Below are 24,456 nucleotides of genomic sequence, written 5' to 3' on the forward strand. Positions count from 1 at the left end.
AAAATTTTGATAACTATTTTCGTTGTATAACTTTGTAAGTATGAAAATCGAACTATACATCGCGCAGCTTTTATACCGTTATCAATGTGTAACCATTCCTGGTTTCGGAGCTTTTTTGACCGAAATTCAATCGGCTAAACTAAACGAAAGTACAAATTCATTTTCTCCTCCCAAAAAAATGATCGCCTTTAATGCTAATTTGAAAAACAATGATGGTTTATTGGCCAGTCATATCGCTTTAGCAGAGAAAACGTCTTATGAATATGCCGTAAGCGCGATTCAATATGAAGTTTTTAATTGGAAAAAAGCATTAGAAGAAAATGAACTTTTTTCTATAAAAAATGTAGGTGATCTTCGTTTGAACGCGGATAAAAACATTGTTTTCACACCTTACGATCAAACGAATTATTTAACCAGTTCTTTTGGATTGGCTCCTTTTGTTTCACCACTTGTAAAAAGAGCAATCTTCGAAAAAGAAGTAGAAGCAATTGAAGAAAAAGCAACTATCACAATGGTTCCTGAACAAACCAGAACAGCAAATCCATATTTAAAATACGCTGCTATTTTTGTATTAGGATTAGGACTTGCAGGAAGCGTTGGTTATCCAATATATCAAAACCAAATCGCCTCAGAAACGATTCTTGTTGAAACTGCCGTTCAAAAACAAGTTCAAAATAAAATTCAGCAAGCCACTTTCTTCATTGAAAGTCCAGTTCCTGCCGTTACGCTTACTTTAAAATCCGACAAGGAAATGAAAATGCCATATCACATTATGGCTGGAGTGTACCGCGAAGAGAAAAATGCTGATAAAACATTGCGAATTTTGACTCGTTTAGGATATGATGCCAAACGAATTGCTCCTAACAGAAACGGTTATTTTCCAGTTTTATATGGTAGTTACGCCACATTTGCTGAAGCAGAACAAGCAAAAAAAGAAATCAATGAAAAGCACAATCCAGAGGCTTGGATATTGATTCAATCACTATAAAAACAAAAACCTTATTCTTACCGAATAGGGTTTTTTAGTTTTAACACTTTATTGTTTTTAATTTAAACTCGCTTTGTACATCCTCGCTTCTTCCCAAGAGAATTTATGGCCGTGTTTTTCCATCATAGTATTCAGTGATTCTTCTTTGTATCCCGTAAAAGCAGTGGCTAAATCCTGCATTTTATCCTCAGGTAAAACTTCCGAAATGGATACTGCTTTGGTTTGTATCAACTTCACAAAATGCGAGTAAATCGTTTGTTTCGTCAACACCCTGATTGTCGCAATATCTTCAATTGATTTCTTTTCTACCCATAATTCATAGGTTTCCTGAACCGTTGATTTTTTAGGCGCTGCTGTTTTTGATTTTTTCGAAGTATAGCGTTCCACGTCTTTTTCATCTTCAATCAACGTAATATTTAATTCTTTGAACTGATTTTGTATGGCTTCCGTTTTACGGCTGATGTATTTTTTTATTTCTGAGGACGTCAATTTCTCTTTCGAAATGGTTTCTCCTGCAACAACGGTTTCTATCAATAATTTGGCCTTCATTAAGCGCAGAACGGCCTTGGTTTGCAATTCTTCCAATACAATTAATTCATCATAAAACGCTTTTACTTTTTTGATGCGTTTTACTTCTTCTATTTTCCAAAGAATTTCAAAAACCAAATCATCCATTGGTTTCAAGAAATAACTGAAAGCGGCTTGAATACGTTCCGAAACATGATTCAAATCGACAGTTTCCTGACCAAAAAGCTTATTCAATTGTGATATGAATTTTTTGGATGGATCCAAAAGCTGTTCGATGACTTCAGTCTGTTTTCTAGCCCAAACTGCATGTTTGGATTTCTCTGATATTTCTGATTTTTCGTTGTAACTGAATTTATGATTGCGCCATTCCTGAGCCAAATCACTCCAATCGAATGTGTTTATCAGATAGTTATGGATGAAATTTTTAGTTTCAAAATGCAAGGCATTCTCTAAAAACGAATCTGAAGCTTTGTTTAACGAATAATCCATCACATCCTGATCGTTTGAAATGCCATTCATACGCAGCGGAGAAAGCAAAATAAGCCCTTCTAACGAGCGCAAACGCGATAATGCGACGTACGCCTGTCCAGGAAGAAAAACTTGCGAAACATCAAGTGCAGCTTTATCAAATGTCAATCCCTGGCTTTTATGAACCGTAATTGCCCATGCTAATTTGATAGGATAATGCACAAAAGTCCCTAAAACCTCTTCTTCAATTTCCTTGGTTGTTTCGTCTACCTTGTAGCGGATATTTTGCCATTCGTATTTTTCAACTTCTATGGTTTTGTTCTCTTCTGGAAAATGAACCAGGATTTCCTGACTCGAAAGCGATTTGATAACACCCATTTTTCCATTGAAATAGTGCTTATCAAACGACAAATCGTTTTTTACAAACATGATTTGCGCGCCTACTTTCAACTGCAATTGTTGTTCCACGGGAAAAATCTTATCTGGAAAATCTCCCGTTATTTCAGGTTTGTACGTCACCAACTTTCCTTCCAGATCTTCCAAAGCCTGCGCATTCATAGAATCGGCTTTGTTGTTGTGGGTGGTTAACGTGATGTATCCTTTGTTTGCTTTTAAATCAAAATCAGGTTTTACGTATTGGTTTAGGGTTTGAATGTCTTGCTGTGAAATCTGGTTGTTGCGAAGATTATTCAAAACCGAAATAAACGTATCATCAGTTTGACGAAAAATCTTGGATAGTTCAATGTATAAAGGCGGATGTTGCTGTACTACGTGCGAATGAAAAAAGAATTTTCCTTTGTAATAGGTTTTCAGCGTACGCCATTCTTCGTCCCGAATTACTGGTGGCAACTGCAATAAATCCCCAATATATAAGACTTGAACGCCACCAAAAGCAGTATTCTTTTTTCGGACGGTTTGCATCATATAATCCATAGCATCCAGCAAATCCGCACGAAGCATACTGACTTCATCGATAATCAACAACTCCATATTGCGAATCACTGATTTCTTCAATCCGCTCATTTTGAAATGCCTGCGCAGGGTTGCTTTGGTTTCAAATTTGGTGCTTTCGGAAAATTGAGGCGATGAATTATCCGGAATAAATCCTCCAAACGGCAACTGAAACATCGAGTGAATCGTAACTCCGCCAGCATTTAAAGCGGCAATTCCTGTTGGAGCCACAACAACTGTGTTCTTGTGCGTGGTTTGGATAATTTCTCGTAAAAGGGTCGTTTTTCCCGTTCCTGCTTTCCCGGTAAGGAAAACGGATCGATGGGTTTGATTGATGAATCGTAAGGTGTAAGCGGCGGCTTCTGAAATGGTTTGCATTAGGCGTGTATATATAAAGCTAAAGTATTGAAAATTAATAATACTATTTTAATTTTTAGAAACATTTTAATACCATTGATTAGTTCATTAAAGGCCAATTCTTTTTTGTCACATCGAGCGTAGTCGAGATGTAATAATGGTTCTCGACTGCGCTCAAACTGACAATTGGACAATTTTATAATAACGAATGCCATAAGATTATAATTCGACTATTTTTTAGCCACGATAGTCCCGTCACGAAACTTCGGGATTGGGAGAAATCCTAGGTATTTAGAAAGTGATTTTTTTCTAGCCGGAAAAGAGCGACCAACGGAAGCTCCTTTTATGGGTAAGAAAAAACACTTTCTAAACGAGAGATTACTTAGTATGCTTTTATTTAGTTGGAGTTCAGTTAACTACGCTTACAGCAGATAGCGAGACACAAGCGAAGCGAACTGACGAAGTAAATAGATTCAAAAAAAATGCCTTCAATCTAAGGGTAGACGAAGGCAATTTTTTGAATTAATATAAAAAATTATTTTTTAGCTGCTGCTTTTTCTTCTGTCCTAGCAGGTGCTTTATATTTGTCGTTCAAAGCTTTGATAATTTCTTTTGTAATATCAAATTTGTCTTCAGCGTATAGAATTGAAGCTGCGTCACCTGTTCCGTAGATGTACGCATATCCTTTTTCTTTACCGTACGCTTTGATGAATTTTTTCACACCGCTTACTAAAGAATCCATTTCTTTTCCGCTTTCAACTTGCAATTCCTGAGACAACGCTTGTTGTGCGTAACTTAATTGTTGTTCTTTCTTTTGTAATTCAGCACCTTTTTGCTGTGCCCACGCTTGACCGTTTGCTTGTGCTTGAGTTTGAAAATTTGCAGCTTCTTGTTTGAAACGATTAATTTCAGCTTCTAGCTGTCTTCCTTTTTCTTCTGCTTTAGTTTTATATTTTGCTTCAAGGTCTTTTGCCTCTGTATATTCTTTCATTAATTCAGAAGTGTCTACGTAAGCTGTTTTTACTTCTTTAGCTGCTTCGGCTGGTTTGTTACAAGCAACTAGTGAAATTGAAAGTGCGATAATTAATAATGCTTTTTTACTCATGTCTTTAATATTTATTTTTTGGTATTCTTGAATCTTCGATTTCATTTTGGTTAATTTCTAATTTTTAAGTATTGTTGACAAAAATATAAAAAAATAGACAGCATTGACATAAAGTTTAAAAAATGCTACTTTTTTATGATATAAGATTTTCTTATTATGATTGATGAATGAATAATTTACGACTATTAAAAACGAGCTTCATATCTTTCAACTAAAGGAATTAATTTAAAAATCCTATAATCACCCTCGATTTCATTAAAAACTATCCTTAAATGCGCTTAAAATGATTTTTAGTTGTTTTTTAAGATGTAAATGTGTGAAGAATACTCGAAATTGTTCTTCGCTTTCCAATTCGACTGCAAACCGATGAAAAAGGCTTTTATATAATTCATTTTGCCTGTTTTGTATTTTTCCGAAAGTAAGCTCACGTAAAAAGAATCAAATTTCATAGGAAGTATTTTTACCAATTTCATTTCTTCTTTTTCGAAAAGCATTTTTATAGCTGTTTTAGAAAAATGCCAAAAATGAATTGGCACATCATAAGCAGCCCAAAACTTTCCGTAATGTTTTGCATCGAAAGATTTAAAATTTGGAACGGCAATAATTAAAGTTCCATTTGGTTTTAATAATCGTTTCAATTCATTGATTTGGTTTTCCAAATTTGGAACGTGTTCCAAAACATGCCACATCGAAATCACATCAAAAGAATGATTCTCTAATTCGCTGGTTGCTCCAACAAATGAAACGCCTTTCTTTTTTGCAATCGCTTTTGCTTTTTCACTTGGCTCTACTCCTATCGTATGCCAACCATTTTCTTTCGCCACAGATAAAAAATCTCCTGTTCCGGCACCAATGTCTAAAATGCTTCCTTTATTTTGTTGCAGTGAATTGATTAAATTCAATTTGTTTTTTAGCGCAATGGTTTTTACAAAATGATATGCTTTTTCAAATAAAGACCTTTTACTATCCGTGTGCGAAATATAATCAACGCTTTCGTAATACTTTCCTAAATTTTCTAAACTGGGTTGCGGAGACGTAATCAGCATGTCCAATTTATCATCATGATATAAATCGAAAATTTCCTGAGAAACAGAATAATCTTTAACGGTTAAAAAAGGCTGTTGGTTTGAAATGTCCATTAATTAATAGTGCTTTTATATTTTAATTTTAAACTAAACCCTGAAAACACCAACGGATGCTTTCAGGGCTGACTTATTTATTTTTATGATTCTTCAGTTATAGCAAGGCTTCACAACGTAGTTTCACGTGGAACAAATTGATTTAAGAATAAGGATTAACGATTTCTGATTTCAGATCTTTCATAAATCTGCAATCAAAAATCTACAATCCCTAACGTCCCATGTAAATCAACAACACCGAAACATCACTTGGTGATACACCACTGATTCTTGATGCTTGTGAAATAGTTACCGGACGAATCTTGCTTAATTTCTGTTTTGCTTCAATTGACATTGATTTGATTTTTTCATAATCAAAATTCTCAGGGATTTTTACATCTTCTAAACGAAGCAGTTTATCTGCATTATTTCTTTCTTTTTCTATGTAACCAGAATACTTTACTTGAATTTCGGCTTGTTCCAAAATTTCTTGGTCCAAATTATTTTCTGCAACATAAGCTGCAACCTTTTCAAATTTCATGACATCTTCCAAATCAATTTGCGGACGAGAGAATACTTTAAACATTTTATCTCCTTGCGTAATCAACGCCGTATCTTTTGATTCTAAAATAGGATTTGCTTCAGCAATCGAAACACTCGTTTCTTTGAAGAAAGCCACCATTTTTTCTGACTCATTTAATTTGTGTTCCATTCTGCGCAAACGCGCTTCAGAAGCTAAACCTATTTCATGTGACATTGGTGTTAATCTGAAATCGGCATTATCCTGACGCAACAACGTTCTGTATTCTGCACGAGAAGTAAACATTCGATAAGGCTCTTCTGTTCCTTTTGTAATTAAATCATCAATCAGAACTCCGATATACGCTTCATCTCTTTTTAAAATTAATGGTGCTTTTTCATGCACTTTTAAATGCGCATTAATTCCAGCCATCAATCCTTGAGAAGCCGCTTCTTCATATCCGGTAGTTCCATTTATTTGTCCAGCGAAATATAGTCCTTCAACAAGCTTTGTTTCCAAAGTATGTTTCAATTGTGTTGGTGGGAAATAATCATATTCGATTGCATAACCCGGACGAAAGAATTTTACTTTCTCAAATCCCGCAACAGAACTCAACGCTTTAAATTGAATATCCTCAGGAAGCGATGTAGAAAAACCATTTACATAAACTTCACACGTATTCCATCCTTCCGGCTCCACAAACAACTGATGTCTTTCTTTATCAGCAAAGCGATTAATTTTATCTTCGATCGATGGACAATATCTTGGTCCAAGACTTTTTATTCTTCCGTTGAACATTGGTGAACGATCAAAACCTTCTCTCAAAATATCATGAACATCAAGAGACGTATATGTCATATGACAAGACTTTTGATGAACCAACGGTGAAGTCACATCCGAATAGGAAAACTTATCCGGTTTAGCATCGCCCTTTTCTTCGTTCATTTTTGAATAATCCAAAGAACGTCCATCTACTCTTGGTGGCGTTCCCGTTTTCATTCGTCCTGATTGAAAACCAGCCGCAACTAAATCTTCGGTAATTCCATACGCGGCACTCTCGCCTGCTCTTCCTCCACCAAATTGTTTTTCACCAATATGGATCAAACCATTCAGGAAAGTTCCATTGGTCAACACAACAGACTTAGAACGAATCTCTACTCCAAGCGAAGTTCGGATTCCTTTTATTTTTCCATTTTCAATAATCAAACCTTTAACCATTTCTTGATAGAAATCAAGATTTGGAGTTCCTTCCAACATCATTCTCCACTCCTCAGCAAAACGCATACGATCACTTTGAACGCGCGGCGACCACATTGCAGGACCTTTGGATTTGTTCAGCATCTTGAACTGGATTGCAGTTCTGTCAGAAACAATTCCTGAGTATCCTCCAAGCGCATCAATCTCACGCACAATTTGTCCTTTGGCTATGCCGCCCATCGCTGGGTTGCATGACATTTGGGCAATATTCTGCAAACTCATTGTTACCAATAAAGTTTTTGAACCCAGATTTGCGGCAGCGGCAGCAGCTTCTGAACCTGCATGCCCTGCGCCCACAACGATTACATCATATTCACTTAGAAACATCTTCTTTTATAATTTAATCCTTGTTCAGGATTGTGATTTTTGAAATCTATATTTTGTTCCACGTGAAACATTGCAAACCTATTTTTAAACCAACTCTATATGTTCCAAGTGAAACACTTTTGATTTGAAAAATTGAAAGACACTATTGTTCCACGTGAAACATAGCGATTTTTTCATCTTCTTTAGAACGCATTAAAAGCTCTTCGGCTTCACCTTTGTCCTTGTAACCGCAGTAATGTAAAATTCCGTGAACCAATACTCGCTTTAATTCTTCCTCAAAGGAAACATTAAAATCAGTTGCATTATCTTTTACTCTTTCGACAGAAACAAAAATATCACCATGCAATTCATTACCCATAGAATAATCAAAGCTGATAATATCTGTTAATGTATCGTGATCAAGATATTCAACATTGATTTTGTGCAAATACTCATCGTCACAAAAGATGTAATTTATCTCTCCTACTTTTTTCTTTTCCGACACAATAACATTTCCCAACCAAGCCTCAATGGCTTCTTCGTTGTCTAAATTAAAGTCGGTTTCGTAATTAAAATTGATCATTTTTTATTAAAATATTCTTGAACCTTTTGATTAAAATTCGAGCGCAAAGGTAAGGATTGTCTATTTAATATTTCTATGCTATTCAAATAATCTAATAAAGCAGCTGGCAGCGCATTAGATTGATTATTAAACTCCTTTTTATTGGTTTCAGATTGGCGCTTATTTTCCTCTCCTTGTTGTTGTATGGCAGAATTCAATTTCAATAATTCCTGTTTTATATTCAGTATTTGTTGAAGTGTTTCGTTCTTAAAACCTTTGTTCAATAATTGCTTTTCAATTTGCTTCATCTGTTCCAAAGCGCTTTGTCCATTACCCCCCAATCCTTGTTTGTTCAATTCGTTTTGCAATGCTTCGCGCAATTGTTTTTGCTCTTTATAAATTTCCATTATAGCTTGAGCATCACCTTCACCACCCTCACCTTCTTGATCCGATTCTCCAGGTTTAGCTTGTTTGCCATTTTGTCCTTTTTGGCCTTCACCAGGTTTCTCCCCTTTTTTAATTCCATCTTTCATTTTCTCACCAAGACCTTGTTGTTTTTTAATGATGTCAGGCAATTGCATTCCTTGACCATGACCTGGCTTTGGTTTCCCAGAACCCATTCCTGACATTTGCATTTGCATATTGCTAAGCAAATCACTTAGGAAATCTGCTAATTTGTTAGCAGCAGAAATGGTATATTGTTGATGCGACAAACCTTTTGGAACTTGAGCATCTGTTAAACTGGACAAAGACTTATCTACGTTGTAAACTACATTGCCAATTTCTTTAGTAATATCCTCGGCAATTTTAGGATTACGCAACGACATCGCAAATAAACTATCGTCAACATGCTTGAACTGTTGTTTTAAATCCTGTTGAATTTTAATGTTTTTATTAAAAACCGGAGACCCTGATTTATGCTTTTTAAACTGGTTCAACAAGTCTTCTTGTGTCAAAGAAAATGCTAATAGGTTGTCCAAGATTTGTCTTAACATGGCAACATCTTCCTGCAACTGTTCCATCTCCCCTTCCTCCAAAGTTTGCTCCATTTTTTGCGCCATCTCTTTCATCTTTTTTGAAGCGCTTTTTTGACTAGGTTTGGCTTTATCTTTCTTGTCTTTTTTCAATTCCTCAGATGCTTTCTTTAAATCTTCATCAATGCTTTTTTCTTTAGCATCGTCTTTTGGCAAATCTAAAGGTGATTTTAATTCCTTGTTTTCTTTTTCTAAATCATTTAAATCTATTTGTAATTTGTCAAACTCAGTATTGATGCCTTCTTGTTTGTCCAGTTTATTTTCTTTTTCGTCATTGGATAGTTTATCTTGTTTTTCAGAAAGCTTGTCCAGTTTATCCCCTAATTGTTGTGCTTTTTTTTCTACATAAAACCTCTTTGTCAATTCAACCAACTGTTCTAAATTCTTAGTTTGGTTTTTACTATTTAGTTTGAATTTATCCAACTTAGACAACAACTCTTCATTCGAAATTTTATCGTTAAGTTCTTTCAGTTCCTCTAAAAGTTTCTGATTTTTTTCCAATTCCTTTTCGGCTTTGTCCATTCGTTTTTGAAGCTCTTCTTTCAACTCATCCTTTTTAACGGTTTTGAATTGCTCCAAATTATCGTTCATTTTTTTAATGAATTCTTTCATCATCTCATCCTGTTTCATTTGACGCTTGATGAAATCGTTTACTTTTTGCTGATCTTTGAAATCCAGATTTTCTTTTTCTTTTCCAGTTTTTTGCAACTTCTCCATTTCAGAAATTTGATTATCCTGATTTTTTAAAGACTTCTCTAAACTGTTAATGTTATCATTTTGCTGTTGCAAAATTTGATCTTCCTTTTCTTCATTTGTGGAAACACGATTAGAGAAAACCGAAGACTTTGTACTTTTAAAATTATGGATGGCATCGTTATCAAAAACTTCGAAATAATAATCATAAGACACGCCTTGGTCCACCGGAAGATTACTTGGAAACGAAAATACGAATTGGTCAAAAGCACTTTTCTTAATAGCAATTGTTCCACGTTTGGCAGTTTGTGGTTTCTCTCTTTCGTAATAGACAATCTGAAGTTTAGACAAACCATAATCATCAGAAATTTGACCTAAAACATAGTTCTTAGCCACCCTCAAACTGTCCGGTGCGTTATTTACATTAATCGTTGGGAACTGATCTTTGACAATTGTAAGCTGATAATTGAGTTTTTCATAATTTTTCACCTTCTCATTTGAAGTAAATATTTGATAATCTGTATTTTGAACTATATTTTTAGATAAAACAAAGGTATTTTCAGTTTTCGAAAAAGTAGCTTTGGAAATCCCATCCATCCACGCTACATTTTCTGTGGCTTGTGTGTTCATTTTCCAAGTCACACGCGTACCTTCCGGAATAACAGCATTTCCTGTTCCTTTTATAGTTTCAGCTTTTTTATTCAAATACGAAGGAAAGTTCAACTGCATTTCAAAATTTGCAATCGATGGAACGGTTATCACTTTCAATTCATAATCTGGAGAAGAAATAGCATTTCCCTCCACGTGGAACAAAATGTTTTCTGAAGGCTTCGCAATCTTAAATTGGAATTCTCCAGCTTTAGTAGATTCCATAAAATAACTTTCATCATCAATAAAAATCATCGCATTCTCAGGAACAATTTTTCCTTCGGTTTTTATTCGAAGAATAAAATCCTTTCCTTGCTCCGTTTGTAAATTCGAATTAAGAACTACAAATTTAAAAGGAGCCGGCGGCAGAAAAGCCGAATTGAAATGTACTACTCTATTCAAACTTTGAGAAATCACGCTGCTGTTACCCGAGACATAAAAGAAAGTAAACAATAATATTGGAATTAAAGCCAAAGGAAAATACTTTCTGTTTCGGTTATAATTAATGGCATTCCCAAAAGGAATTGGTTGCAACGCATTCGCTTTTTGTTCAATTGATGCGGCCAATAATTCCGATTTGATTTGATGTTCACTGGGATTTGATAATTGCAAAAAGTTAGTCAGCTTGTCGCTCACTTCTGTAAAATGATTTCCAATAATTGCCGAAGCCTGATTGTAATCGATTCCTTTTTGAAGTTTGAATAATTTAAAAATTGGAAACAAAATAAAACGAAACAACAAATACACTTCTACTCCAACGAAAGTCCAAAATAAAATGGTTCTTCCCATTGGCTTGAGCCAAAGAAAATATTCGACAAAAAGCGTAAATAGAAAATACAACAATCCTAAACCGATAAAGAAAATAGTTCCCCGTATCAATTCGTTGGTATAAAACTTCCTGATGAAAGCTTCTAGTTTTTGATAAATAAATTGCTGATTTTCCAAAATTTATGCTTTGTTTTTTATAACCAATAAAAGTAATAATTTATATGAATAAAGAAATGTTAAAAATCATCAAACTCATTAATCTTACATTATCTCATTTACAGATAATAACAAGAGAAATCGAATTTGTATCTTCGCAAAAAATTTATAGCAATGTCTAAACAAGTTCGGGTGCGTTTTGCACCAAGTCCAACAGGACCTTTACATATTGGCGGAGTTCGTACCGCATTATTCAATTATTTGTTTGCCAAAAAAAACAATGGTGTTTTCTTCCTGAGAATTGAAGATACGGACCAAAATCGTTTTGTTCCAGATGCTGAAGAATATATCATGGAAGCACTAGAATGGTTAGGAATTGCGCCAGATGAGACTATTGGTAAAAATGAAAAATTTGGTCCATACCGTCAAAGCGAAAGAAAAGATTTGTACCAACAATATGCAGCTGAATTAATTAATTCCGGGAATGCGTATTATGCTTTTGATACAGCAGAAGCTTTGGATGCAGCACGAAAATTAGAAGAAGAACAAGGAAAAACCTTTATATACAATCATACTAACAGAGAAAAACTGGACACTTCGTTAGTTATTTCTGCAGACGAAACTGCTAAAAGAATTGCTGATGGCGAACATTATGTCATCCGTTTTAAAACCCCGGTAAATGAAACGCTTCATTTGCATGACATCATTCGTGGTGATGTAAAGTTTGAAACGAATCTTTTAGACGATAAAGTATTGTTCAAAAGTGACGGGATGCCAACGTATCATTTGGCTAATATTGTGGATGATCATTTAATGGAAACATCTCACGTAATTCGTGGTGAAGAATGGTTGCCATCAATGCCCTTACACGTTTTATTGTACAGAGCATTTGGTTGGGAAGCTCCAGAATTTGCACATTTACCATTGATTATGAAACCAAATGGAAAAGGCAAATTATCAAAAAGAGATGGTGATATAGGAGGATTCCCTGTATTTCCTTTAAAATGGAACGATTCAAGAGGTTTTAGAGAAGATGGATATTTTCCAGAAGCTTTATTAAATATGTTAGTTATGCTGGGGTGGAATGAGGGATTGGGAATAGAAAAAGAGATATATTCACTAGAGGAGTTAATTAAAGCATTTTCACTAGAGCATGTAACTAGATCAGGAGGAAAATTTAATCCAGATAAAGCAAAGTGGTTTAACCAACAATATTTACATGTCAAAAATAATCATGAAATTGCGGAAAAATTTAATGTGATTTTATCGGAAAAAGGGTATAATAAATCAATTGTTTTTGTTGAGAAAATTGTTACATTGACAAAAGATAGAGCCGTGTTCATAAGTGATTTATGGGAATTGAGTAATTATATTTTTGAAAAACCTAAGTCGTTTGATGAAAAGGCTATGGAGAAAAATTGGAAAGAAAACACTTCTTTTTTAATGACTAATTTATTAACAATAATTAACGGAATAGAAAATTTTATCAGCAGTGAAATAGAAATTAAAGTAAAAGATTGGATTAATGAAGAAGGTTTAGGATTTGGACAAATAATGCCTCCTTTTAGAATTTCTTTGGTAGGAGAAATGAAAGGAATTGACTTATTTGAATTATCTGAACTAATTGGTAAACAAGAAACAACCCATAGAATATTAAAAGCAATAAATCATAACTCTAAATAAATGGCCAACCTAACGATTAAAACACCTAATAATGGTAATCCAATTGCTTGGTTTAATTTTATTAATAATTCTAAATCTAAACTAAATTCTGATATTGATACTTTAATAGTAGATTTTAATGATTTAACTTATTTAGATACTGATGATCTAGTTTTATTAGGTTGTTTAATGGATCTATTTAACAATGAAAAAATTAAAATTCAATTTATAAATGGAAGAGGTAAACTGACCAAACATTTAAGAGGTATCAAATTTAAAAAATATTGGAGTAATGGTTTTAATAGAGATAATTTTACAGAAACACATAACAAAAATACACTTTGCTTATGGCATATATCTCCTACAATGATAACTAGTTATTCAGAATATGCAAAGAAGTATTTTGAAAGAACATTTTTTAAAGGGAAAGATCTTCTACCAATTGCAACAAATATGTCTGAAATTTTCAACAATATTTTTGATCATTCTAAATCTCCAGTTAATGGGTATATAATTACCCAATACTCGCCTGTAAAAAAATTATTATCCTTTTCTGTTTGTGATTTCGGTGTAGGTATAGCAAATTCATTGAATAACTATTATGATAAAAAAGGAATAGATAGGGTTTCAGATTCTCAAGCAATAAAAAATTCATTAGAAACGGGGGTATCATCTTTCTCAACACTACGTAATAAAGGCTTTGGTCTAAGTAATGTTTTAGATTTTACTGAAAATTTTAAAGGTCTATTGACAATATATTCAAATAATGGATATTTATTAAAAGAATTTAATGATGATTATTATTTAAAAGAAACAAATCTGAATTTTTCAGGAACTTTAATCAAAGTAGAAATTAGCACATTAGAATTTGATGAAATTGACCAAGAAAATGATGTTTATGAGATCTAATTAAGCTTATTAACATTTTTTTTACTTTGTTAATAATTTTTATATTTATATTTGTACCATAATTATGAACAACACTACTCAAATATCAGTAAAAAACATTGTATCAAACACCGAAACTAACGTTGAAGGTATAAAGCTTTATTGTGTATTAGATAAATCACTAAAAGAAAAACATATTATAACTTTAGAAATTGAAAATGATATGCAATTAACATCTTCGTTTTTAAATTCTTCTTTAGGTAATATTATTGATAATTATGGTTTTAATATTCTAAAAAGTAATTTAAAATTAAAATGTAGTAAAGCACAATATAATAGGTTAAGTTCCTATCTATATAAGTATAATGGCATATATCAAAAATAAAAAAAGCTCCCAAGTTGGGAGCTTTTTTATTACAAATAAATAATCAAATTCCCGTTTAGTATTCCTGGATTCCCTTTGAAATTTACTCCTAAATTCTTGTTGTTCAAGTTTTCAAGCATGTTATTGACACCATATTGATAGGAAACATTGGCTCTGAAATGACGAACACCAAACGTGATTCCAACCGTTGGATAAAAATTAAAATTAGAAATCTCTCTAATATCTTTGGCTAACAACGTTGTACCAGAAATAACATTATTTTCATCTGTATTATCAATATTTAATTTTCCATTTACTTGAACAATGGGTCCAAACTCAATACTCAAATGATTTTCAACAAGTTTATAACTCACTTGTAAAGACACTTGAGCTGACGCCAATTTATAGTTAACATCTTCTTTAGCCAAAGTAAAAGTGTTTGTTACAACAGAAAAATTATTCTCGCTAAATTGAATGTTATACACCATGTCCCAATTATTATAGAAATTTCCCCGCATAGAAAGTCCGGCATTCCAACCCAATTCAGGTTTAGTTTGGAAATTATCAGTGTTCAAGGTAAATTGATTGACTCCAAAACTGATTCCTATCCTATTTGAATCCCTGTATTTATATTGGGAAAAGGCTGTTATGGAAATGAAAACAAAAAATAAAGTAAACGATATCTTTCTCATATAATTGAAATTTACAAAGACAAACCTAAAGTTTTTTTGTAAATTGTGAGATAATTTTTAACTAAAAACAAAAAATATTATGAATATTGCATTAATTATCCTACTAGTCTTTGGGTTCTTTATTTTACTGTCTTCTTTTTTTACGGTAAAACAACAAACAGCTGTTGTTGTAGAACGATTTGGAAAATTTTTAAGTATCAGACAATCCGGTTTGCATTTAAAAATTCCTTTGATAGATAGAATTGCAGGACGTGTGAATCTAAAAATTCAACAATTAGACGTTATCATTGAAACAAAAACTAAAGACAACGTTTTTGTTAAGCTTAAAGTTTCAGTTCAATTTATGGTTATTAAAGAGACCGTTTATGATGCTTTTTATAAACTGGAATATCCACACGATCAAATTACTTCTTATGTATTTGATGTCGTTCGTGCTGAAGTTCCTAAATTAAAATTGGATGATGTTTTTGAAAGAAAAGATGATATTGCCATTGCTGTAAAAAGAGAATTGAATGAAGCCATGACTACTTACGGATACACAATTATCAATACTTTGGTAACAGATATTGATCCGGATATTCAAGTAAAAAATGCCATGAATAGAATTAATGCGGCTGATAGAGAAAAAACGGTAGCTGAATTTGAAGCTGAAGCATCAAGAATTAGAATTGTAGCCAAAGCTGAAGCTGAAGCCGAAAGCAAACGATTACAAGGACAAGGTATTGCCAACCAAAGAAGAGAAATTGCAAAAGGTTTAGTGGAAAGTGTAGATGTTTTGAACAGAGTTGGGATAAATTCTCAGGAAGCTTCAGCATTGATTGTAGTGACACAACATTACGATACACTACAGGCTATTGGTGCTGACGCAAATTCAAATCTGATTTTATTGCCTAATTCTCCACAAGCTGGAAGTGATATGCTGAACAATATGATTGCTTCGTTCAGTGCTTCCAATCAAGTGGGTGAATTGATGAAAAAAAGAGGTGAAAAAGGAACTTCAAGAAGAGAAAAAAATATAGAAATTCCTGAAAAACCAGAAGCTCCAGAAAGCCCGGAAACAGAAGAATAATTTACTAGAATTCATAAAAAAAGAGGCTTAATTGCCTCTTTTTATTTTTTTAATCCATTTGATTATGTACGGTAATGCAATGTTTAAGATTGTTCCGTATGACCCTGAAAATGCAGATAAACCAGAACCAACAACTCCACTTACAAGATTCATTGGCGTTATGCTTTCTTTTGTTTTTTGAAAACCATAAGCCAATTTCTGATAACTGATTTCTTGTTCAATCTTTAAAATTTCAAGTTCCCTTTCAATTTGAGCATACGAAGAATATTTTTTGGTTTCCATAAGTTAGTCGTTAAAAAATATTTCTGAAAATTTCTCTAAAATTGGTCCTTCAACGATTTTATCTTTTATAGAAAATAAAATTCCTGTAATCACAAGATAAACTCCTCCAACGATTAAAAATCCCAAAGCGTAACTATCTAAAGCGATACCTATAGCTAACGCAGCGGCAACAGAACAAAACAATAAAACCATACTGAAACACAATAAAATCAATGAAAATTTTATGATCATCGTTGTTGATTTCATTGCAACCTTGAAACCCCACAATTTATAATACGCCACAGTACTTTCTAAATAAGCTTTGGCTTGTTCTTGAATGTTTTCTGTGTTTTCTTTTAGTTCTTCAAAGGCCATGGATTTGTTTTTAGGATTTGATACAATAGGTAAATCAAAATTATTTTTGAAGTTTTGCGTTCTGCCTCTTTAGCTCCGCTAATTTTTCTTCTAAGAATGAAATTACATCTTCGGTCTTGTGACTCATATTTGAAACCAGTTCTTCATAAGTTTCTTCTAAATCAAATTTTGCACTTGTGAATTTATCTTTCAATTCTAAAGATGCATTGTCTAATTTATTTTTTAATTCACATTTGACATCATCAAAACCATCTTTAATTTTTCCTCTTGTTTTAGAACCTTTATCCGGAGCAAATAAAATTCCGATTCCAGCTCCGATAGCTGCTCCTGTCAAAAGAGCCAATAATGTATTTCCCGTATTATTCGACATGATTCTTAATTTTAAAAGTTTGTTTCATAAAGATACGGATTTATTAACAACTACCCGTTAACAACTCGTTAAAGTGTGATTTTATAAGACAAAAAGCAAATAAAAGCGAGCTGTTTCACGTTTATTTGAATTTTGTATTGAGTGTTGTTTATTCTAAAAAATCGTCTTAAAATCAATTTATGTGCGTTGTTTTTAATTGAAAAAAAGTATTAAAAACAGTATTTTTATAAGAAATTACAATAATAAAAAAAGCCCTCTAAGAAGAGAGCTTTTGATTGATAAAATCTATTTAAAAAACAAACCTTATATTTTAAGATCGTTTAATAATTGTAACACTTTTTCGTTTTTATCGTTCATTTTTAATTCTGAAAGTTGCGTTTCGAAAAGACTAAAATTATTCAAATCATTTTGCAAATTTTCAACAGCTAAAATTCTAACGGCTGCCATTTGACTTTTTAACGACATCGTGTATAGTTTTGTCAAAGCTTCTTCTTCGATATCTTTTACCTGCACTTTATCTGAATGATGTAAAATCAAATTTGAAAACAACAACGAGTTATTATCATTCTTGATATTTTTGACAATAGTCTGAATGATTAAACTGTAATTATCAATACTTTTGATGTTATCAACAATGTTATTTAAAATCAAACTGGCATTGTTTTCATCCTTTTCTTTTACATATTTATTGATTTCTTTTTGAGTGTTCATCAATAAATTTTCCTCTTTTTTGCCTTTTTCTTCCCAAGCATCTTTCAATCCAACGGTTTTATTAAAGACAATTTTACCTTCGGTTGTATCTTTATCCACATTGAAATAACCCAAACGTTGAAACTGGAATTTCTCTCCAGATTGAACCGTTGCTAAACTTGGTTCTACAAATCCTTTTACAATTTGTAACGAACTAGGATTCATAAATTCCAAGAAATTTTTCTCTTTATGACTGTCTGGCGCTTCATCAATAAACAAGCGATCGTAGAGACGAACTTCTGTTTCTAGCGCCTGTTGTATCGAAACCCAATGCAAGGTTCCGGCCACTTTACGTTGACTAGCTTCGCTCCCACTTCCGCTTCTACTATCTTCGTCATAGGTTACATGAATCTCCGTAATAGTTCCTGCTGAATCTTTTACAACACTTTCTCCTTTAATGATATACGCATTTTTTAGTCGTACTTCTCGGCCTAAACTTAATCGGAAAAACTTAGCTGGAGCATCTTCTAAAAAGTCTTCTCTTTCAATGTATAATTCTCTTGAAAAAGGAACTTTTCTAAATCCTGCACTTTCGTCTTCTTGATTATTTTCTGCTTCCAGCCATTCTTCTTTATCTTCCGGATAATTCGTGATGACTAATTTTATTGGATCTAAAACCGCCATAACTCTTGGAGCCGTTTTATTCAAATCTTCGCGCAAGCAAAATTCCAAAAGTGAAAAATCGATTATATTTTCTCTTTTGGCAACACCAATAATATCACAAAACTTACGAATAGAATTAGCTGTATAGCCTCTTCTTCTTAATCCGGAAATCGTTGGCATTCTTGGATCATCCCAACCATTAACTATATTTTCCTGTACCAATTGCAACAGTTTTCGCTTGCTCATTACGGTGTAATTCAAGTTCAAACGCGCAAATTCATATTGATGTGGTTTTACTTTTGAGTCATCATAAATTTGGTCCAAAAACCAGTTGTATAATTCTCTGTGCATGACAAATTCTAACGTACAGATAGAATGTGAAATTTGTTCTATATAATCACTTTCTCCGTGTGCGAAATCATACATTGGGTAGATTTTCCAATCGTTTCCTGTTCTGTGGTGATGGCGGTGTAAAACACGATACATTAACGGATCACGCATCAACATATTAGTCGAAGTCATATCAATCTTGGCACGTAAAACATGGCTTCCTTCCTCAAAATCTCCATTTTTCATTCCTTCGAATAAAGTAAGATTTTCTTCAACTGAACGGTTTCTGTAAGGTCCATCAACTCCAGGTTGTGTAGGCGTTCCTTTTTGCGCAGCCATATCCTCTGAAGATTGACTGTCAATATACGCTTTACCGTTTTTAATCATTTTTACAGCCCAATCGTATAATTGTTGGAAGTAATCAGATGCATATCGTTCTTCGGCCCAATTGAAGCCCAACCAATGTAAATCTTCTTTTATTGCATCAACATATTCCTGCTCTTCTTTAGCAGGATTTGTATCGTCAAAACGTAAGTTAACTGGCGCATTGTACTTTAATCCCAATCCAAAATTCAAGCAAATCGATTTGGCATGACCAATGTGTAAATACCCATTAGGTTCTGGTGGAAAACGGAAACGTAATTTATCTTGGGGAAAACCGTTTGATAAACTGTCTTCTATGATTTGTTCTATAAAATGGAGTGATTTTTCTTCAGTTGACATTTTTTTGTTTTATTTTAGCAAAGGTAAAAAAGTTTAAGGTTTAATGTTTACTGTTTCCATATAAACCTATGAAAAGTTAGTAATTCCGCTTTAAACTTTACGCTTTAAACAAATAAAATAAAATAATGGGAATCATAAAACTTAAAAATATAAGAACCTACTCCTATCATGGTTGTTTAATCGAGGAAGGAAAAATAGGATCTGACTATATAGTAAATTTAGAAGTTAAGACTGATTTGAGAAAATCCAGTATCTCAGATGATTTGAAAGATACCGTAGATTACGTGCTTTTAAATCGCATTGTTGTAGAAGAAATGGCGATTCGTTCGGACTTATTAGAGCATGTTGCACACCGAATCATAACTCGAATTTTTGAGGAAATTCCTGAGGTTTCCAGAATTATTGTTGCAGTTTCTAAACTCAATCCTCCTATTGGTGGTGATGTTGAAGCAGTTACTATAGAAATGGAAGAATATAGAAGTTAATTACAAATTACAAATTATGAATTTTTAAAACTTTGTAGTTATTAGCTTTCCCTTTTTAACTTTTTTACTATATTTGCACACCAATAAATAATTGGCGTCGTGGCCGAGCGGCTAGGCTGGGCTCTGCAAAAGCTCCTACTCCGGTTCGAATCCGGACGATGCCTCAAAAACCTTCAAAGTAATTTGGAGGTTTTTTTATGTCTAATTTTTAAGAAAAATTAAATAAAGATATAGTTCGAATCCGCAGAAAAATCTAAAACCTTCAAAGTAATTTGGAGGTTTTTTTTATGTCTAATTTTTAAGAAAAATTAAAGAAGATTATAATATGAACCATTAAGAAATTAAGAAAAATTAAGTGTTAATTCTTAATGAAACTTAATTTCTTAATGGTTTTAAATAATGCTTGAATAACTTATAATGTTAAATAAAATGCCTTGAGTCAAAACCATTTTTCTTTCTTCCGGGAACCAAATTTGTTTGATTAAAAAAATTAAGGAATTAAGAAAAATTAAGTGTTAATTCTTAATGAAACTTAATTCCTTAATGGTTTAAAAATAATTTTAATTGATAATTTAGTAACTAAAAACTTAAATGACTTACATGTTTAATTAAAAAAAGCCCTGAATCTAAATCAATTAGAGTCAAGGCTTTTACTATTTTATAAAAATTTTATTAATTATCTATTTTGTCAAATGCTTTTTTAACCATTGCTTTTTCTTCCGGGAACCAACCTTGAGTTATTAAAACCATCCCAAAAACCATCATTACAATACTGATTCCTTTCTTAATTTTAAGAATGTTTACCGGTGTTAGTTTTGTTTTTAATTGCTTGGCTAATAATATTTTAATACAATCAATAAGTAAATAAGAAACCACAACTGATGTAAAAAAAGTTATCATTCTGGAGGTTTGCATTTCTAATTTTGGTCCTACTGAAATAATAATAGCCAACCAAAAACCAAGAACACCAATATTAATAATGTTTAACAAAAACCCTTTTATAAAAAGACTTAAATAGTTTTTTTTGACTATTTCCCTGTCAATAATATCAGTATTTATTTTTTCTTCTTTTTTTAATTGTATGAAGGAAATTATACCATAAACCAGCATCAATACACCTCCAAAAATAAAAAGTGCCGGTTGATCTTTTAAACTTTGAATCAACCTGTAACTTCCTAAATAAGCAATTCCAATAAAAACAATATCTCCTGAAACTACTCCTAAATCAAATACTAAAGCAGCTCTGAACCCTTTTATAATACTTGTTTCCAGTAAAATAAAAAAAACAGGGCCAATCATAAAACTCAAGAAAATTCCCCAAGGAATACCAGATAAAATATCGTTTATCATTAAAAATTTAAATTTATTACCATAAAATCTAAACCAAAGTACTAATTTTTTTCTAAAATGGTACCGCCAATGAAAACTTCCTTATTAATCTGTTTTGGTTTACCGTAGATAAAAATAGAGCCTCCTGCTTTCACTTTTGCATCAACTAATGTAGTTGCATGAATTTCAGATTTTCCTCCGGCAGCAACGCTTATTTTAGTTTGTGTAGTATGTAAATCAATTGCTTTTAGAATTCCACCTGATGTAATAACAACATCTTGATTTATAGCTTTACCAGAAACATCAATTATTCCACCTGCACTGGCTTTTACATTCACTTTATCAACATTTATTTCAATGTTAATCTCTGCTCCTGATTTTGCATTCAAATCTAACATTGTTTGTTTGAAATCAGTATCACTTGAAACATAGCTTCCCTCGCTGGCACTGATACTTTCAATATTTTTAAAATATAGTTTTATTGTAATAGCATCACCTGATAACAATTGTGATAATGGCATTCTAATTTTTAATTCACCATTTTTATTTACAGTTTCCACTTCATCTGCTCGGTCTCCAGTGATAACTATTTTGTTTTCTGAAGCTGAAATTAATTTTACATTGATTTTATCAAATACTTTTACTTCATCAAAATCTCCTAAGTTTCTGGTTACTTGTGCATTTGCAATTTGACTTAAAAATACAAAGGCAATTATCACTAATTTTATACCACTATTTCTTTTTTGGTATTGCTTTGCTAGTTCATTAACGCTCTTATTGTGAATCTTTGATTTCATTTTTTTTATTTAATTGGTTCTTCAATTCTTCTTAAAAAATTAAAATCCAGTTGTTTTTTAACTAAATCGGCATTTTTTACTTTAACGTAAATTTCATCTCCTAATTGTAATAATTTACCAGAAGTTGCGCCAGTTAGTGCATATTGTTTTTCGTCAAAGGTGTAATAATCGTCTTTTATATCTCGAATTCTACACATTCCTTCGCATTTGTTTTCGATGATTTCTACATAAATTCCCCATTCGGTAACACCAGAAATTACACCTAAAAATTCTTGATCCTGATGATCCTGCATGTATTTTACTTGCATATATTTGATAGAATCCCTTTCCGCATTGGTTGCTAAACCTTCCATTGTTGATGAATGCAAACATTTCGTTTCATACGTTTCTTCATCAACTGATTTACCTCCATCTAGATAATATTGCAACAATCGGTGCACCATAACATCTGGATAACGACGAATTGGTGAGGTAAAATGAGAATAATACTCAAAAGCTAAACCATAATGTCCTATGTTATCTGTAGAATATTTGGCTTTACTCATACTCCTAATCGCTAGAGTATCAATAAGGTTTTGCTCCTTTTTACCATTTACATCTTCCATTAATTTATTTAAAGCCTGCGAAATAGAGCCTTGCTTAAAATCTATTTTATGTCCAAACTTAGCAATAACAGCTTGCATTGCAAAAAGTTTATCTTCATTTGGTTCATCATGAATTCTATAAATGAATGTTTTCTTTTGTTTACCAATGAATTCTGCTACTTTTTTATTAGCCAAAAGCATGAATTCTTCAATCAGATGATTGGCATCTTTTGAAACTTTAAAGTAAACACCTTGTGGCTCTCCGGCTTCATCTAAATTGAATTTTACTTCAACTTTATCAAAAGAAATCGCTCCATCGGCCATTCTTTGTTTTCTAAGAATTTTGGCTAATTCATCCATTTTTAGAGTTGCAGCAACAATTTCTGCTGAAACTTGATATGAAGTTCCAGTAATCGAAATTTCTTCTGGAATCGTGTCGTCCTTCGTTTCTATGATATACTGCGCTTCCTCGTAAGCAAAACGCTGATCAGAATAAATAACTGTTCGACCAAACCATTGATTGACCACTTGTGAAGTTTCTGTAATTTCAAATATGGCCGAAAACGTATATTTTTCTTCATTTGGACGCAAGGAACAAGCAAAATTTGATAATACTTCGGGTAACATTGGTACTACTCTATCTACTAAATAAACCGAAGTTGCTCTTTGATACGCTTCATCATCCAGGATTGTTCCTTCCTGAAGATAATACGAAACATCGGCAATGTGAATACCAATTTCGTAATTACCGTTTTCTAATTTTTTAAATGAAAGTGCATCATCAAAATCCTTCGCATCTTTTGGATCTATCGTAAAAGTCAACGTGTCACGTATATCGCGACGTTTGGCAATTTCACTTTCCTCTATGGAAGTATCTATTTTTTGTGCAAACGTCTCCACTTCAATAGGAAATTCTGATGGCAAACCGTATTCAGCCAAAATCGCATGGATTTCTGTATCGTGTTCTCCTGGTTTCCCTAAAACTTTTATTACGGAACCAAAAGGACTATCAGCTCTGGCTGGCCAATCTTCGATATGAACCAAAACTACATCACCTTGCTCTGCCTCACCTATTTTATCCTTTGGAATAAAAATATCAGTGTACATTTTTGGGTTTGCAGTAGAAACAAAAGCAAAATTAGCTTGAATGTCAATTACACCAACAAAGTCCGTTTTATTTCTTTCAATGACTTCAATAACTTCACCTTCAGGTCTTTTACCTTTTCTTCGATTGTAAACATACACTTTGACAATATCTTTGTCTAAAGCATGGTTCAAATTATTGGTAGGAATAAAAACATCTTCTTCTAAATCTGGGCAAACAAAATAAGCTGTTTTACGTCCCGTCATGTCAATTTTACCTTCGTAATAGTCTTTGCTTATTGCTTTTACTAAATATTTTCCAGGTTCAGATTCTATAATTTTATTTTGAGAAGCCAGAATCTTCAAATCTTTTATAATTTGATTTCTGCTTTGGGTATCGTCGAGTTCCAGCTTTGCTCCTATTTGTTTATAATTGAATGCTTTATTAGCACTTTGCGATAATATTTTTACTATTTTATCAGAGTAGTCTTTCTCTTTTTTTATCGGCTTTCTTAATCTTTTACTCATATATCTTTTCTTAAAAGTTTAAAATTACAAAATACTTAACTGTTATTAGTACAGAGTGCACAGTTTTAAAGAAAATATAACTTTAAAGAATAGTTGTATCTTTA

The 24,456-nt window shown here is 32.7% G+C and carries 20 protein-coding genes and 1 tRNA gene; 7 read left to right on the plus strand and 14 right to left on the minus strand.

Annotated elements, in window-relative coordinates; genetic code table 11:
• Positions 1 to 40 precede the first annotated feature (40 nt).
• Positions 41 to 988, plus strand: coding sequence for an HU domain-containing protein (locus tag ACNQF6_RS00715; RefSeq protein WP_417962326.1), 948 nt, complete (start codon positions 41 to 43; stop codon positions 986 to 988).
• 57 nt (positions 989 to 1,045) lie between these two features.
• Here the strand turns inward: ACNQF6_RS00715 and ACNQF6_RS00720 are convergent, their stop codons facing one another.
• From ACNQF6_RS00720 to ACNQF6_RS00745, 6 genes are all read right to left on the minus strand, one after another.
• Positions 1,046 to 3,313 (minus strand): helix-turn-helix domain-containing protein, encoded by a 2,268-nt coding sequence (locus tag ACNQF6_RS00720; RefSeq protein WP_417962328.1) that lies wholly within the window; start codon positions 3,311 to 3,313, stop codon positions 1,046 to 1,048.
• A 514-nt stretch (positions 3,314 to 3,827) separates the two neighbouring features.
• Positions 3,828 to 4,442 (minus strand): OmpH/Skp family outer membrane protein, encoded by a 615-nt coding sequence (locus tag ACNQF6_RS00725; RefSeq protein WP_417962330.1) that lies wholly within the window; start codon positions 4,440 to 4,442, stop codon positions 3,828 to 3,830.
• Positions 4,443 to 4,687: 245 nt separating this feature from the next.
• On the minus strand, positions 4,688 to 5,536 hold the full coding sequence (locus ACNQF6_RS00730; RefSeq protein WP_417962332.1) for a class I SAM-dependent methyltransferase: 849 nt from the start codon (positions 5,534 to 5,536) through the stop codon (positions 4,688 to 4,690).
• A gap of 211 nt (positions 5,537 to 5,747) precedes the next feature.
• The gene (gene mnmG, locus ACNQF6_RS00735; protein ID WP_417962334.1) at positions 5,748 to 7,619 is read right to left on the minus strand and encodes a tRNA uridine-5-carboxymethylaminomethyl(34) synthesis enzyme MnmG; all 1,872 of its coding nucleotides are present in this window, start codon (positions 7,617 to 7,619) and stop codon (positions 5,748 to 5,750) included.
• A 142-nt stretch (positions 7,620 to 7,761) separates the two neighbouring features.
• A complete protein-coding gene (gene ybeY / locus ACNQF6_RS00740; RefSeq protein WP_417962336.1) occupies positions 7,762 to 8,181 on the minus strand; it encodes an rRNA maturation RNase YbeY in 420 nt (139 codons plus the stop codon).
• Entirely contained in the window at positions 8,178 to 11,480 is a 3,303-nt protein-coding gene (locus ACNQF6_RS00745; RefSeq protein WP_417962338.1) for a hypothetical protein, read from the minus strand. Before ACNQF6_RS00745 ends, ybeY begins: the two co-directional genes overlap by 4 nt.
• 153 nt (positions 11,481 to 11,633) lie before the next feature.
• Between ACNQF6_RS00745 and gltX the strand changes: the two genes are divergently transcribed.
• From gltX to ACNQF6_RS00760, 3 genes are all read left to right on the plus strand, one after another.
• Positions 11,634 to 13,142: a glutamate--tRNA ligase gene (gene gltX, locus ACNQF6_RS00750; RefSeq protein ID WP_282715489.1), complete on the plus strand. Its 1,509-nt coding sequence runs from the start codon at positions 11,634 to 11,636 to the stop codon at positions 13,140 to 13,142.
• Positions 13,143 to 14,030, plus strand: a complete 888-nt coding sequence (locus ACNQF6_RS00755; RefSeq protein WP_282715487.1) for a hypothetical protein — start codon at positions 13,143 to 13,145, stop codon at positions 14,028 to 14,030.
• 64 nt (positions 14,031 to 14,094) lie between these two features.
• Entirely contained in the window at positions 14,095 to 14,394 is a 300-nt protein-coding gene (locus tag ACNQF6_RS00760) for an STAS-like domain-containing protein (protein ID WP_417962341.1), read from the plus strand.
• Positions 14,395 to 14,423: 29 nt separating this feature from the next.
• Here ACNQF6_RS00760 and ACNQF6_RS00765 read toward each other — a convergent pair whose 3' ends face one another.
• Positions 14,424 to 15,065 carry a PorT family protein gene (locus tag ACNQF6_RS00765; protein WP_417962343.1) on the minus strand — a complete coding sequence of 214 codons (642 nt, stop codon included), beginning with the start codon at positions 15,063 to 15,065 and terminating at the stop codon, positions 14,424 to 14,426.
• A 79-nt stretch (positions 15,066 to 15,144) separates the two neighbouring features.
• On the opposite strand from ACNQF6_RS00765, the gene ACNQF6_RS00770 reads away from it, so the two are divergent.
• On the plus strand, positions 15,145 to 16,134 hold the full coding sequence (locus tag ACNQF6_RS00770) for an SPFH domain-containing protein (protein WP_121343140.1): 990 nt from the start codon (positions 15,145 to 15,147) through the stop codon (positions 16,132 to 16,134).
• 27 nt (positions 16,135 to 16,161) lie between these two features.
• Here the strand turns inward: ACNQF6_RS00770 and ACNQF6_RS00775 are convergent, their stop codons facing one another.
• From ACNQF6_RS00775 to ACNQF6_RS00790, 4 genes are all read right to left on the minus strand, one after another.
• Positions 16,162 to 16,416, minus strand: coding sequence for a DUF6327 family protein (locus ACNQF6_RS00775; RefSeq protein ID WP_282713219.1), 255 nt, complete (start codon positions 16,414 to 16,416; stop codon positions 16,162 to 16,164).
• 3 nt (positions 16,417 to 16,419) lie between these two features.
• Complete coding sequence (locus ACNQF6_RS00780) at positions 16,420 to 16,770, minus strand: phage holin family protein (protein ID WP_099713947.1); 351 nt, start codon at positions 16,768 to 16,770, stop codon at positions 16,420 to 16,422.
• A gap of 40 nt (positions 16,771 to 16,810) precedes the next feature.
• Positions 16,811 to 17,140 (minus strand): YtxH domain-containing protein, encoded by a 330-nt coding sequence (locus ACNQF6_RS00785; protein ID WP_099713948.1) that lies wholly within the window; start codon positions 17,138 to 17,140, stop codon positions 16,811 to 16,813.
• A gap of 303 nt (positions 17,141 to 17,443) precedes the next feature.
• The gene (locus ACNQF6_RS00790; RefSeq protein ID WP_417962346.1) at positions 17,444 to 19,546 is read right to left on the minus strand and encodes a glutamine--tRNA ligase/YqeY domain fusion protein; all 2,103 of its coding nucleotides are present in this window, start codon (positions 19,544 to 19,546) and stop codon (positions 17,444 to 17,446) included.
• 125 nt (positions 19,547 to 19,671) lie between these two features.
• Here ACNQF6_RS00790 and folB point away from each other — a divergent pair, with 125 nt between their 5' ends.
• Complete coding sequence (gene folB, locus ACNQF6_RS00795; RefSeq protein ID WP_417962348.1) at positions 19,672 to 20,031, plus strand: dihydroneopterin aldolase; 360 nt, start codon at positions 19,672 to 19,674, stop codon at positions 20,029 to 20,031.
• A 93-nt stretch (positions 20,032 to 20,124) separates the two neighbouring features.
• Positions 20,125 to 20,195, plus strand: a tRNA-Cys gene (locus ACNQF6_RS00800).
• A 508-nt stretch (positions 20,196 to 20,703) separates the two neighbouring features.
• Here ACNQF6_RS00800 and ACNQF6_RS00805 read toward each other — a convergent pair.
• The 3 genes from ACNQF6_RS00805 to rnr are packed head-to-tail and all read right to left on the minus strand — an operon-like array spanning position 20,704 to position 24,352.
• A complete protein-coding gene (locus ACNQF6_RS00805) occupies positions 20,704 to 21,381 on the minus strand; it encodes a LysE family translocator (protein ID WP_099713951.1) in 678 nt (225 codons plus the stop codon).
• 41 nt (positions 21,382 to 21,422) lie between these two features.
• Positions 21,423 to 22,157, minus strand: coding sequence for a head GIN domain-containing protein (locus ACNQF6_RS00810; protein ID WP_417962351.1), 735 nt, complete (start codon positions 22,155 to 22,157; stop codon positions 21,423 to 21,425).
• A 5-nt stretch (positions 22,158 to 22,162) separates the two neighbouring features.
• Positions 22,163 to 24,352 carry a ribonuclease R gene (gene rnr, locus ACNQF6_RS00815; protein ID WP_417962353.1) on the minus strand — a complete coding sequence of 730 codons (2,190 nt, stop codon included), beginning with the start codon at positions 24,350 to 24,352 and terminating at the stop codon, positions 22,163 to 22,165.
• Between the last annotated feature and the right edge of the window lie 104 nt (positions 24,353 to 24,456).

The sequence above is a fragment of the Flavobacterium pasteuri genome (assembly GCF_048286615.1).
In the GTDB taxonomy this organism is placed as follows: Bacteria; Bacteroidota; Bacteroidia; order Flavobacteriales; family Flavobacteriaceae; genus Flavobacterium.